The 13,146-nt window shown below is 37.8% G+C and carries 11 protein-coding genes and 4 pseudogenes; 6 read left to right on the top strand and 9 right to left on the bottom strand.

The features are described from left to right. Window positions 1–165 precede the first annotated feature (165 nt). The 3 genes and pseudogenes from ACFIJJ_RS06560 to ACFIJJ_RS06550 form a co-directional block, all read right to left on the bottom strand. Entirely contained in the window at window positions 166–930 is a 765-nt protein-coding gene (locus ACFIJJ_RS06560) for a hypothetical protein (protein ID WP_375646387.1), read from the bottom strand. A 15-nt stretch (window positions 931–945) separates the two neighbouring features. Continuing rightward, a complete protein-coding gene (locus ACFIJJ_RS06555) occupies window positions 946–1,350 on the bottom strand; it encodes a hypothetical protein (RefSeq protein ID WP_375639414.1) in 405 nt (134 codons plus the stop codon). Then, window positions 1,347–2,744: pseudogene (locus tag ACFIJJ_RS06550) on the bottom strand (filamentous hemagglutinin); the annotation flags it as partial. The gene ACFIJJ_RS06555 and the pseudogene ACFIJJ_RS06550, both read right to left, overlap by 4 nt. A 171-nt stretch (window positions 2,745–2,915) precedes the next feature. Here ACFIJJ_RS06550 and ACFIJJ_RS06545 point away from each other — a divergent pair. The 4 genes and pseudogenes from ACFIJJ_RS06545 (at window position 2,916) to ACFIJJ_RS06530 (ending at window position 5,314) form a co-directional block, all read left to right on the top strand. Further along, entirely contained in the window at window positions 2,916–3,023 is a 108-nt protein-coding gene (locus ACFIJJ_RS06545; RefSeq protein ID WP_375623578.1) for a DUF488 family protein, read from the top strand. A gap of 270 nt (window positions 3,024–3,293) precedes the next feature. Then, window positions 3,294–3,437 carry a hypothetical protein gene (locus ACFIJJ_RS06540; RefSeq protein WP_375646385.1) on the top strand — a complete coding sequence of 48 codons (144 nt, stop codon included), beginning with the start codon at window positions 3,294–3,296 and terminating at the stop codon, window positions 3,435–3,437. Between the two features lie 645 nt (window positions 3,438–4,082). Further along, a pseudogene (locus ACFIJJ_RS06535) lies at window positions 4,083–4,281 on the top strand (hypothetical protein). A gap of 7 nt (window positions 4,282–4,288) precedes the next feature. Beyond that, window positions 4,289–5,314, top strand: a pseudogene (locus tag ACFIJJ_RS06530) (tyrosine-type recombinase/integrase). A gap of 53 nt (window positions 5,315–5,367) precedes the next feature. On the opposite strand, the gene ACFIJJ_RS06525 reads toward ACFIJJ_RS06530, so the two are convergent. The 6 genes and pseudogenes from ACFIJJ_RS06525 to ACFIJJ_RS06500 form a co-directional block, all read right to left on the bottom strand. Beyond that, window positions 5,368–5,667, bottom strand: coding sequence for a HigA family addiction module antitoxin (locus ACFIJJ_RS06525; RefSeq protein WP_375646384.1), 300 nt, complete (start codon window positions 5,665–5,667; stop codon window positions 5,368–5,370). 14 nt (window positions 5,668–5,681) lie between these two features. After that, window positions 5,682–5,964 (bottom strand): annotated as a pseudogene (locus tag ACFIJJ_RS06520) (type II toxin-antitoxin system RelE/ParE family toxin). A gap of 204 nt (window positions 5,965–6,168) precedes the next feature. After that, window positions 6,169–6,804, bottom strand: a complete 636-nt coding sequence (locus ACFIJJ_RS06515; protein WP_375623574.1) for a ribonuclease HII — start codon at window positions 6,802–6,804, stop codon at window positions 6,169–6,171. 281 nt (window positions 6,805–7,085) lie between these two features. Next, the gene (locus ACFIJJ_RS06510; RefSeq protein ID WP_375623572.1) at window positions 7,086–7,994 is read right to left on the bottom strand and encodes a 4-(cytidine 5'-diphospho)-2-C-methyl-D-erythritol kinase; all 909 of its coding nucleotides are present in this window, start codon (window positions 7,992–7,994) and stop codon (window positions 7,086–7,088) included. A gap of 232 nt (window positions 7,995–8,226) precedes the next feature. Then, window positions 8,227–9,075, bottom strand: coding sequence for a S49 family peptidase (locus tag ACFIJJ_RS06505; RefSeq protein WP_375623570.1), 849 nt, complete (start codon window positions 9,073–9,075; stop codon window positions 8,227–8,229). 191 nt (window positions 9,076–9,266) lie between these two features. Next, a complete protein-coding gene (locus ACFIJJ_RS06500) occupies window positions 9,267–10,055 on the bottom strand; it encodes a tRNA1(Val) (adenine(37)-N6)-methyltransferase (protein WP_375623568.1) in 789 nt (262 codons plus the stop codon). A gap of 179 nt (window positions 10,056–10,234) precedes the next feature. Here ACFIJJ_RS06500 and ACFIJJ_RS06495 point away from each other — a divergent pair, with 179 nt between their 5' ends. Continuing rightward, window positions 10,235–11,311: a polyprenyl synthetase family protein gene (locus ACFIJJ_RS06495; RefSeq protein ID WP_375646383.1), complete on the top strand. Its 1,077-nt coding sequence runs from the start codon at window positions 10,235–10,237 to the stop codon at window positions 11,309–11,311. Between the two features lie 95 nt (window positions 11,312–11,406). Further along, window positions 11,407–13,101 carry a tetratricopeptide repeat protein gene (locus tag ACFIJJ_RS06490; RefSeq protein WP_375623564.1) on the top strand — a complete coding sequence of 565 codons (1,695 nt, stop codon included), beginning with the start codon at window positions 11,407–11,409 and terminating at the stop codon, window positions 13,099–13,101. The last annotated feature ends 45 nt before the right edge of the window (window positions 13,102–13,146 follow it).

Below are 13,146 nucleotides of genomic sequence, written 5' to 3'. Positions count from 1 at the left end.
CATAAGGCGTTGGCATGCCACATTCTAATAGGGCTTTTCCTATCTCCGTAAAATCAGTAACACTATTTTTCTCCCACATACTCAAATACCCTGGAGCAGGCTTATCAATGTTACATCCAGCAATATTTAACAGAATGAGACCACTTAATAATTTCAAGATTTTCTTCATTTTTTTCTTCCTGAATATTTTGAATAAATTGGCGTACGATTAGGTGAACCGTAGCGCCATGTACAAGCATCACCGGCATGACCATAACAAGCATGAACACTGGGGTAGCCCTTAAATATTTGCCATGCTTCTTTCCAAGGACCACTTCCAGGAGGTATTTGCTCAAAAGTGTAAGGATTTTTGCCAATCTTTGTACCAACAAAGTCATTTTTATGATTTTCCAAGTTTACGTAATCCTGCTTTCCATCACTTAAGATATATAACGTATCTGCCATGTTTTGAGTATTATAAGCTGGTCCAAAGAAATTAATCGTTGTTTTCTTTGCTATACCATGAACACCATGCTTTTCTAAATCATGCGATCCATTGCCCGCTGTCATACTGCCGCGGCTATGCGCATCAGTATGCAATCCTATATTGCCAAGGCTATACAACAGATTCTGGTACTTCTTCGTCGAATTGGTCAAAACACCCAACTTACCTTCTAGAGCATACTGATACCCTGCAATGAACAACTCTACCAAGCGCGAATCGCTATGAGGGAACATCAGAAAATAGTGCGGATCATTCTTGTTATCAGCCAACTGAACCGCATTATGGGCTGCATCATCTGGTGTTGTAAGAATACCATTGAGGAAAAAATGAACCTTGCCATCAGAACCTTTTTGTAAATTCTGTTGTTCTTCATCCGTTAAATAATGTGCGTGAGGAAACAATCGCGCCATTCCAAGCGAAGGCAAGGATGGCAGATTGTTGATCATCACAAACAGCAAAACTTAAGGCTGGCATTTGCGACTATTTTTATATTTTTTACAAAACGGGCTGTTCAAGCGCTTCTTGACACTGCGCTGTGGTATGACAGCGCCAGGACGACAAATGGGAAGGTTTTCGGCTCTAAAAGTATAACACCATCCTCCCTCATGTTCATTTTCATAATGGAAACCTGCTTGAACCATACAAGCATGAATTGTTGCCCATGCATTGTTACTTAGCTTTCTGCTTTCTGGATCAGTATAATAAGGAGTTGGCATTCCACATTCTAACAAGGCTTTTCCTACCTCTGTAAAATCTGCTCCTGGTTTCTTCCACGCTGCCACCTCTCCTAGAGGAGGTTTGTTAAATTGACATCCGGCTATACTGAACAAAGTTACAGCGCTTAATAATTTTAGGGTTTGTTTCATTTTTTCCTCCTTAAAGGGAATTGTACTCGATGGGAAAGTCCATATATATCTCGACATTTTGGACCCGCATCTCCAAGGCAAGTATGGGAACTTATGGGATTTGTAGCCACTCTCAACCATTCTGTCCAAACGTTACTGCCAGCAGGGAGTGTCCCGTAGGTATAGCCATTGCCACCAATAATTCTGCTTACAAAGTCATATCTATTCCCATCAAAGCCAATAGTGGTTTGTTTGCCATCACTCACATAACCTAACAGACCGGATGCAACTAAAACATTAAAGGCTGGTCCATAGAGATTGATAGTCGTGTTTTCGTTGGCTATACCGTGAACACCTTCTTGTTTGAAAGAATTCAGCATATTCCCCAATGTCATTGTCCCGCGACTATGTCCATAAAGTTCTAATCCTGTAAGACCATAGCTATACATCAAATCTTTTGCTTCTTGTGTGGAATTGGTCAAACCCCAAAAGTTATTTTCCATAAACTTCTGATAGCCCGCGACTAGAAGTTCTGAGATAGCAGAATCGGCTTCTGGGAACACAACAAAATAAAGCGGTTCATTTTTATTCTCCGCATGTTGAACCGCATAAACAGCGGCTTCCTCTGGTGGAGTAAAGATGCCATTAAAGGACACATGCACCTTGCCATCAGCACCCTCTTGTAAATGCTGCTTTTCTTCATCCGTTAAATAATGTGCGTGAGGTATTGGTTGTCCACGAGCGTCTTCTATAGGCTCTCCATTTGCATCTGTTTTATAGATTATATTTCCGTCTTTATCACGGTCGACCACGGCGATGGGGTGCTCTTTGATAAACATGGTTTTATAGGAGTCATCACTGTATTTAAATCCTTCTTCTAAAAGTTGGGTTGCCATTTCACGGTTTTCATGGACGATTTGTTCCAGCTTGCCTACATCGAGCTGTTGTACACCCTTATGGGCGGTGGCAGTATCACGATTAAGGGAGGCTATGGCTTGTTCCACGTCTTGCCCTGTCAATGCCTTCTGCCCTGCTTCATCAGTAATGACGATGGTGCCATCGCTAATGGCAGATTTGGTATATCCTTCCTCTGAATCTTTAGCTTTTGAATGATCTAAGACATTTTTAGCAATGTTTTTCCCGACACCATATTTGCCCTGATACATCGGACCACCCGCAGAAATGCTAAACCCTTGGCTGCTAGCTTGAGCATGTGCACTGTTGGTTATATCACTGGTGCTAATGCTTCCTGTGGTCAGGCTGTTTTTATCTGCCGGCGCGGTGCTGGCAATGATGCCTCCGGTCAGCGTTGTTTTGTCTTTAACTATGATATTAAAGCCGCCATCACCCGCTTTGATGCCTGATTGCTCCACAACACTATGATAATCGCTAGAGGATTTATCCTTTTGGAAAGAGGCGCTTATGGAGCCCTCACCCATTTACTAAAGAAATAAACGTGTGTAACATCAAACATATCATCATACAGCCTGCTAAAGATGAGAGCTTTTGTTTTTTTTTACCATTAGCTATGAACAAAAATCCTTTGAGGACTATCTCAATCAGCTTATCAAAAATATATTAAACTTTTGTGTGATATTCGTAAAAATCCAATAAGCAGAAAATACGGTTTTTCAAAAAGACAATTAGAGAAAGCTGTAAACAACATTGATATTGAATATATCGTATATGCCTGAACTTGGAATTGCCTCTAAAAAACGAAGAAATTTGAAAACACAAAAAGATTATGACCGCCTTTTTGAAGATTATCAAAATACAACTCTCAAGGATAACTCGCATTAACTCTCACTCAATTACCTGATTGGAAATATGAAATTAAACACATCTAAAAAATAAATTTGTATATTTTAAAAAATGGGAGTGCCCCATATGCCTCCCAGCCCCCCCACCCATTCCTAACAACTTTTAAGTAATGCATGATTCACGCTACCGATGGATTGTGCGCAATGGAAGAAATAAACTATGGAAAAGAATATGAACTGACTGATAAAACAACTGAGGTCGATTGCAAAACTCTCCACCGCATTCCTGCACTAAGAGACTTTGATGATATTAAAGCAGGTGACCTAGGCGGCTTTATAGAGCATTAAGATAACTTATCTCATGAGAAGTATTGTTGGGTTGGTGACAATGCAAAAGTCTATGGTTATGCCAAGTTTTTTGGAATACTCGTGTTTTTGCCAGTGCACAAATCTACAAAAATGCACAAGTTTCGGGTGATACATTTATTAATGGAAAAGCTAAAATTTATGACAGTCCATTGATTTCCATCAGAGCAAAAGTTGCAGGAAAAGCCGAAATCTGTGGTGATGCATTTATCATTTATTCAGAGAAACGCAGAGATCATCAATCATGAAATCATCACAACGGGCGAGAGGCAATAAATCATGTATAAGTAAGAAATTAAACCTACTTTGTATTCGCAGTTAGTTGTAAGAAATACTCACAATCTAGGTGAACTTTGTATCACTATCTCTGGATATAAGAGTGAACCCTATGTAGATACCATAATTTCTAAAGACAAAGTAGATGCTTTTTTAAGTGAAGATAATGTCGTGCAAATGGAACTTAAAAAATCGCAACGCTTTGCATTCTCATACGAATTCAGACCGTTTGCGACACTGGATTTGAAATGATACCACCAAATTAAAATGAATCTTTCATATTGACGCTATATTCTGATCATTGTGCATATCTAAAATGAAGGGAATAAACACGCCTCACCGCCCACCTACATCACGCAACCAGCTATTGCTCGCGCTTTAAAAGAAGCTAAAAAACAAGGATGTGAACTCATAGGAATCAAACCTACCGGTGAACTGCTTATCTATCTTAAATCCGATATACCAATACCAAACCAAGCTAGTCATCCAGAAAAGTTATTAGATTTATCAAAGATATGAATATTACGAGTCTTCACTTTCTAAGATGTGAAATTGCCATGCTAAAACCACGCCCCCTCATCTTGTTAAAGAAACCACACGCCATGGTAAAATTATACGATATGTGCGTATTGTTCGTGGTCAACGCATTAGAATACGTGGAACCTATGGAATGCAAGAGTTTGTTGATAACTACCAAAGTGCACTTGCCGAGTTACAAGGGCTTATAATTCCTAAATCCAAAACCCGTAAACTTGTTGAAAGGTCATTTGCATGGCTGATTAAACAGTATTTTAACAGTATCAATAAGTGTAGCTTCTCTAAAATTACAAAAAGAACTCATCCTTATGAAGGTATGCGATACCATAGGTCACATTCCGTACCAAGAAATTGAAAAGAAACATATTATAGCCGGTGTTGAACGTCGTAAAAAAACACTTGGAATGGCTAGAGACTTTCTGAAAGCTCTAAACAAACTTTTTAAATGGGCAATTAAACAGGGTCTTTTGGAAAATAATCCAGCTTTAGGAGTCAAAAGATCACCTCTCAAAAACAAAGACGAATTTCCAGTTTGAACAGAAAGAGATGTTGAGAAATATTATCAAAAATGAACTTTAGAAACCCATGAACGTGTCTGGATTGACGTTCTTCTTTATACGGGCTTGCGTCGTGGTGATGCCCTTCGCATTGGTTGGAAAGATGTCAAAGATAATATCATTTATCTCAAAACAGAAAAGAGCCAATTTAAAATAGATGTTTTTCTTCCTATTTTACCAGAACTAGAGGAAACCCTTAAAATTGGTCCCATAGGTGATGAAACATTCATTTGTGGTAAAGGTGGAAATAAGCTTGTCAAAGAAAGTTTTGACAACCTCTTTCGTAAAGCATGTAATGCGGCGGGTATTAAAAATCAGCGCACAGATTGCGAAAATTAGCAGCGACACGTACTGCCAATGCTGGTGCTACGGTTTCACAAATGAAAGCGCTTTTTGGTTGGACCGAAAATAAATGGCATCCCTTTATACAAAGAGTGCAGACCGTAAAAACTTTCCCTTGGAGCAATCAAAAAGCTCCAAAAAAGTTAGCCTCACAAACCACCGCTTAACAAACTAAATTGCTATCAAAATTATTAATGAAATTAACGCGGTGTTTGAGATGTATCAGAAACCAGAGGAGAAATAGATGGTTGTGCCTGTTGCATTGTTTTCCATAAATTATAGTTTGTTTGCATATCCAACCAAAATTTTGCTTTACTAAAACCAGCTAATTCTAATTTAACAACAAGCTCGGTACTCATAGAAGCATGTCCGTTAATCACTCTTGATAAAGAAGCTCTTGTCATATGGAGATGATCAGCTAATTTTTGTATTGTTATCCCCATTTCTTCTAAGAAAGCTACTTTCAGAACTTCGCCCAGATGTGCGAGGTTATGCATCATTTTTTTCATTCCTTTCACCAATGGTAATCTTGATAATCAACAAGCTCCACATCTGTTCCTATAAGGCGAAAAGTAACACGCCAATTTCATTCACCCATATCGAATAGTACCTTGTAAGTTCACCTTTAAGAGGGTGCATTTTAAAGGTAGGCGCTCTCAACATTTCGGGCGTCGTAGCACTTGTTAAAGCCATTAAGATAACGCGTAATTTTTTACGTGATCTGGTCGAATAGCTTTTGTGTAACCTGTTGTATAAAATAATTTTAAGCCCTTATGTTTAAAACTCACAATTGCCATTACCGCCCCTTATCGTATATCATTGCTGCACGGTTAATAACAATAAGAGTCAAACCCATGTTAGAAATATCTGATTCTATATCTGGAAAAAATGGAGGGGAATAAGTGATAAAAAAGCTTCAAAAAGATTAGGGATAGACACCCCAAAAACATCATAGAATCAATGATTATAAAACCCCTTACTCTTGTAATAAGTTAGTGGTTTTAATTATCTTTTTTACACTCTTTTAGTGGTGCAAAACTATAACGATGTAACCCTATAACTGGTCCATATTTATCAAGAGCTGTACGATGCGCTAGCGTTGCATACCCTACATGCTTCTCTAAACCATAACCTTTATAAACTTGTCCTGCACATTCCATCATCCGGTCACGCGTTACTTTCGCAATAATAGATGCGGCTGCAATTGAAACTGAACGCTGATCGCCCTTAATCAACGCCATTGCAGGACAAGACAACTCAGAAGGAATATCACGCCCATCAACAAGGACATAGTGGGCTGGAATAGCTAATCCTATAATACAGCGACGCATTGCTTCTAAAGTTGCTTGTCTAATATTGGATTGATCAATTGTACGAGCACAAAGACTAGCAACTGAAACCGCTAAGGCACTTTGCAAAATTTCATGATAAAGTCTATTTCGTTGAAGAAAAGAAAGTTTTTTTGAATCATTTAATCCATCAGGAATATGATCTTTATCCAAGATAACTGCTGCCGTTACCACCGGACCAGCGAGAGGTCCTCGTCCTACTTCATCAACACCGGCTATATGAAAAAAACCCTGTTTCTGCAAATTCAATTCACACGAGAAATTTGGCTGAAGCGGCAAATTAAACATCTTTGATAAATCACAAATACAAACAAATATACACTTATTTCTGTAGCCTGTTTATTTTTTGCAAGCATTACAGTTTTAAATCGCTCTTCAAACATTTAGCGAATTCTTACACAAAAGATAAAAACAAACCATGAGATAAAGAGTATCCTATTGTCCATTTTTTCTTCTAAAAAATTATTCTAGCATGTATTCATTTTGTTTAAAAAATAAAAAATAGATTTCTTTAGTTATCCTCTTCATTATGTATAATAGAATCAGGACAAAATAAAAGTTTTTATTTCTCAAATAGTTCCTAAAGTCATGATCGGTTTTACAAACCAATTTGGGTGCATCGATTTGATAAAAAGAGCTGCTTGTTGCGCTGCTTGTTGATTTTTAAAAATGCCAAAACAAGTTGCCCCCGTTCCAGACATACGAGAAAAAAGAGAGCCACATTCATCTAATACAGATAACACTTCGGCTAACTGAGGTGCCATTTTTAATGCCGGAGAAAAAAGATCATTACGCGTTGCTTGTAAAGCTTCAACCAATGAATCAACAGTCTTTAAAGCGACCGGATCAATTTTTAAAGAAGAATGATGACGCTTTTCTAACGCTTTAAAAACAGCTTGTGTTGAAATCTCTTGTCCATGATTAACCAATACTATTGCTAATGAACAGGCTTCTTTTAGTCGTATAATCTTTTGACCAATCCCTTTAACCAAAAGTGGCTGATGATATTCCAGTGCAAAAAGACACATGGGTACATCCGCACCAAGAACTAAGCTCATTTTTGCTAATTTTTCATAAGGGCAATCAAGATTCCACTGTTGATGCAACATGCTAATAACCCCAGCGGCATCACCTGAGCCACCACCAATGCCTGAAGCAACAGGTAATGTTTTTACAAGTCGAAAAAAAGCAGGTTGAGCACATTCCGGAAAAGTCTTATGCATAAAATCCCGTGCGCGAATAACCAAATTATCTGAATGAGAAATAAGTCCTTTTGCAAATGGCCCCGTTAAAACAAACTGGTCACTTTCACAAGGCGCATAGTGTAGGCAATCACCGCTGAGACTAAAATAAACCAAACTTTCTATTAAATGATAGCCATCAGCACGTTGCCCCACAACATGCAAAGCTAAATTCAATTTAATGGGTGTAAACACATAAGAATGTCTTTGGATCAAAGCTTTTACATTTGATATCATATGACGTAATATTAATCTATACAGAGTTCTTTTACAATAAGCTCTTTTTATCCATCCCTTGTAGCACCACCCCTATAAACAGCTTGGAATATTCTTACTCGTTTTCTAAACAAATAATAAAGAAGAGTTCTCAATACAAAATAAACCACATGCTCTCATTCGTATCATTTCAAGCCTTTTTTCTTCTACCATCTGTTTTTAGATAAAAACCCTTCTCGAATGATTCGTTGCCTCACAAACCGTAACGCTGCCAAAGTGCCCGCTCTTCTGCCGCCATTAATGCACTGTCAACTGCTGTATAAACTGTATGAGCTGTTACTCCTGAAGGCGTTTTAGGACCTAAAAAACTTTTTGGAGGCGTAATAAGTCGAAGTTTTGCATCATTACCAAAGCGCTCTTTAATAACAGAACGTACATCATTCAATCCATCAACAAGACCAAGCTCAACGCTTTGTTTTCCACTCCAAAACATTCCTGTAAAGAGATTCGAATCATCTGATAATTTTTCAGCACGCCGTTCTTTAACCAAATCAATAAAAGTTTGATGCACTTCAAGTTGGAGAGATTTCAAATGCTCAATATCCGCCTTTTTTTCTGGCTGAAATGGATCTAATGTAACTTTGTTCTTTCCTGCTGTGTATACACGCCGTTCAATACCAATTTTCTTCAAAAGTTCCGGAAAACCAAAGGAAGCTGAAACCACTCCAATGGAACCAACAATTGAAGAAGGATCTGCAAAAATTTCATCTCCCGCACAAGCAATCATATAACCACCAGATGCTGCTATATCTTCAATAAACACAAGAACCTTTTTATTTTTTTCTTCTGCCAAGTCACGAATACGCTTGAAGATCAAACGCGATTGTACAGGTGAACCACCAGGAGAATTAATAATAAGGGCAACAGCCGGTGACTTTTTGTGTGCGAAAGCCTTCTCTAAAAGATTTGCACACCTACTGAGGGAAAGGGTACGAGATATAGATGCTGATGAATCCATAATTGCTCCTTGAAGGCGCACCACAGGAATTTCAAGTTTATCGGAAGAAAAACGGCGTGGAATAAAACTTTTAATAAAATCCATCAAAACAAAATCTCCTTATAAATTAAGAACAATTAAATAGGAAAGGATAACAAAAAGGAAGGACGCAATAATATCCAAAAGCGCCAATTAATCCCCACATGACAAGCAGAAATATAACTTCATCCAAAGTCAAACCTCCCTAATAACAAAGTTTGAACTTTAAATAATAAACTAAAAAACACAAGATACTATTAGAAAAGTTCCCACAAGCTTATATATCCATTATTAATTGCATCAACCCGTGGTGAAAAAGTATGGTCATTATTTTCATGTATCACCAATGCCGGTAAAATAGATAAAGCTGCTCTGCTTCCTCGTTTTGCGTAAAATAAAAGACGAATTGCTGCTGTTTTCGCACGTGCATGCACAGGAATTATACAAATACCACCAAAGCGTCCTTCTAAAGCACGCAAAATATCTGTCAGTGATTGTGGACGCGCAATGAGCCCTAAATATCCACCTGGCTTAACAATTGCTGCTGCAGTCCGCAACCAGTTATCAAACATCGCTTCAGGCATAACGTGTGCTTCAGATTTTTGTTTATCAGGTGTCTTACGATCGGTGGGATTATTAAAAGGTGGATTCATAATCGCAAAATCAAAGCTATTATCTATCAAACCTGCTTTTATACGGGTATTTCCTTTAAAGGTAACATCTGCTTCTAGCAAACAAATGCGACCAGCAAATTGTTTATTTTGTTTTAGCATAAGCGTTTTTTGAGCGTAAGATACCATAAAAGCTGAACGTTCAACTAAGGTAACATGAACTTTCAGACAACGCGAAGCAACAGCCAACCCTGCAGCTCCAGCACCTGCACCTAAATCAACAACCTTGCCCTTTAAATCACTTGGAACCAAACTGGCTAATAACATTGCATCCATTCCAGAACGATGACCATATTTATGGGGTTGAACCAAATAAAATTTTCCGCGATGAAAACTGTCTATTGTTTCACCACTCTGATTCGCTGCTTTATCCATTTAAAAGCCTAATGTTCATCTTTATACACTGCGTTTTTGCCATTCAGCTGCTATTTTAAATTTTTTATTATTTCATAACAATAAGATTACACTCGCTAAAGAACATTTCTTGCCAATAACATTCCAAGCTGACACTTTTAAACGACATCAAAAGCTTGAGTCAAAACCAAACCCCCTTTATGCTAATGAATAAAGTGAATTTTATATATGTCCATTGCAATACTCTAGGAGTAAACACATTGAGTGCAGCTATCAAACCAGAACAAATAAGAAATAATCAAATTTCTCTTCAATCTCTTGTCAATCTTACTCAAAAAGATATGGATTGCGTAAATCAATTTATTCTCTCTATGGCAAAATCAGAGGTTGAGGTGATCCCTGAAATTTCTAACCATCTTATTTCATCAGGTGGAAAGCGATTACGCCCAATGATTACGCTCGCTTCTGCTCATATGTTCGGTTATCAAAGTGACGGGCATATAAAACTCGCAACAGCTGTTGAATTTATGCATACAGCAACATTACTACACGATGATGTGATTGACGAAAGTAATTTACGACGTGGAAAATCTACAGCACGGATGATTTGGGGAAATCAAGCAAGTGTACTTGTTGGTGATTTTCTGTTGGGTCAGGCCTTTAAAATGATGGTCGATGTCGGTTCCATAGAAGCGCTCTCTGTCTTAGCCAACGCTGCTGCAATTATTGCTGAAGGAGAAGTGATGCAACTTTCTGCCGCAAAAAATATAAAAACCAGCCCTTCAGAATATCTCAAAATCATCAATGCAAAAACAGCAGCACTTTTTTCAGCAGCCGCTGAAGTAGGACCCATTATTGCTGGCTATGGAAATAAAGAGCGTTCTTCATTACGTGAATATGGAACATCCTTAGGTTTAGCTTTCCAATTGATTGATGATGCACTTGACTATAGTGGTAGTGCTCAAAACTTAGGAAAAAATATAGGGGATGATTTTAGAGAAGGAAAAATCACAATGCCTGTTATTCTCGCATATGAGCGTGGAAATATGGTAGAAAAAGCTTTCTGGAAAAAAGCGCTTGAAGATGGCAATAATAATGATGAATCCTTTGCACACGCGCAACACTTAATGGAAAAGTATGATAGTATCACAGATACAATAGAACAAGCACGCATCTATGGAAAATATGCAATTGATGCTCTTGTTCCCATGAATGAAAATCTTGCTTACAATGCTCTCGTTGAGACTGTTGAATTCTGTATTGCGCGCGTAAACTGAATTCTTTGCAAGAATCGCAGTATTTCTCAACAAAGTAATGAGATATGATCTATAGACAACACCATCAATTGATTATCTTGAAAAGGATTAGCTCCATGTGCTCTGCAACGGTATCTCGACTTTTTGCCCTCTTTATCGTGGGTATCATGCTGATGCCATCCCTCACCTACAGTAAAATAAGTGCAGCAACTCATACAAGCTCATTTACAGGTGCTTATTTAGCTGGAAGGGTTGCAAATCATGAAAATAAAACAGAACTTGCTATCAATTATTTTAAACAAGCACTGGTTTATCAACCTGATAACATTGAAACACAAAAAGAGCTCCTTGAAGCTATGCTCTCGGTCGGAAACTTTAAAGAAGCTGTCCAACAAGCCCAAAAACTCAAGGAGAAAAATGTTATAACTCCCTTTGTTTCCTTAACTTTGTCAGTAGAAAGTCTCATCAAGAAAGACTATAAGAATGCCAAGACTCTTCTGCAATTAAAGGAACTTCCTACGTCCAATAATCCAATACCTGAACTCATCGGCGCTTGGATTACATTTGGATCTGGACAAAAATCTCAAGCAATCGCTGATCTTAAGAAACTCAAAGGTCCTGTCTGGTATGATCTTTTTATATCTTATCATCTAGCACTTATGAGCGACCTTGCAGAACGGCCAAAGGATGCAAAAAAATATTTCATTAAAGCACTGAGTAACAAACAGGGAACTCTTATCGCTCCTAATACTTATGAGCGTATTATCATAGCCTATGCCTCATTCCAATTGCGCCATAATATGCGCAACCAAGCTCTTCAAACAATCCAGCATGGCGAACAAATGTTGTCAGGTCGCGAAGTCCTTAAAAACTTTCGAGAAAAAATTGAAAAAAATGCTTTCTTAGAGAGAGTTATTAAAACACCTCAACAAGGAGCTGCCGAGGTATTATATAATTTTGGAACAGCCCTCAACTACAAAAACTCAGGGCAAATTGCACGTATTTTTAAGCAATTATCTTTCGCCTTATACCCTCAAAATGACGCAACACTGTTTCAGCTCGCACACATTTCTGCTAAATTGAGCGATCCACATCAAGCAATTAAACTTTATCGCGCTTTATCCCCTAAATCTCCTTATTATAAAGATGGACAACTTCATCTTGCATTCCTTCTTGCCAATAACAACAATTATAAAGAAGCAATAAAATTACTCACATTGTTAAATAAAAAATTTCCCAATGATCGTAATATTTTAATAACGCTCGTTGCTTTTTATATGCAGGACAATAAATTTCTTGAGGCCATTAAAGCTCTAGACTACGCTATTACAAAGATAAAAAACTTTCAGCAAGACGATTGGAAACTCTTTTATCAGCGTGGTATTGCTTTTGAACGTTTAAAGCAATGGCCAAAAGCAGAAATTGACTTGCGAAAATCACTTGAATTTTTCCCAAACCAACCGCAGGTTCTTAATTATTTAGCCTATTCCCTTGTGGAACGTGGTGAGAAACTTGAAGAATCGCTCCGTATGCTGCAAAAAGCTTCTGCTTTGCAAGCTCACAACAGTCATATTCTCGATTCTTTAGGATGGGCTTATTATAAACTAAAAGAATATGATAAAGCAGTGCAAATATTAGAAAATGCTGTCAGATTACAACCTGAAGACCCAACACTAAATGATCATTTAGGGGATGCCTATTGGAAAGTTGGGCGTAAACGTGAAGCAATCTTTCAATGGAACCACGCAATTGACGGAAAACCAGAAAATTCTGAACAAATTCAAGAAAAGTTGAAATTTGGTTTGCAATAAATGATGCTTAACCATAAACCACATGAAATAATAAATAGAGAAACT

The sequence above is a fragment of the Bartonella sp. TT29SHDZB genome (assembly GCF_042193395.1).
GTDB lineage: Bacteria > Pseudomonadota > Alphaproteobacteria > Rhizobiales > Rhizobiaceae > Bartonella.
The sequence above is the reverse complement of the archived record's forward strand: the minus strand, read 5'-3'. Positions and strand labels throughout refer to the sequence as shown.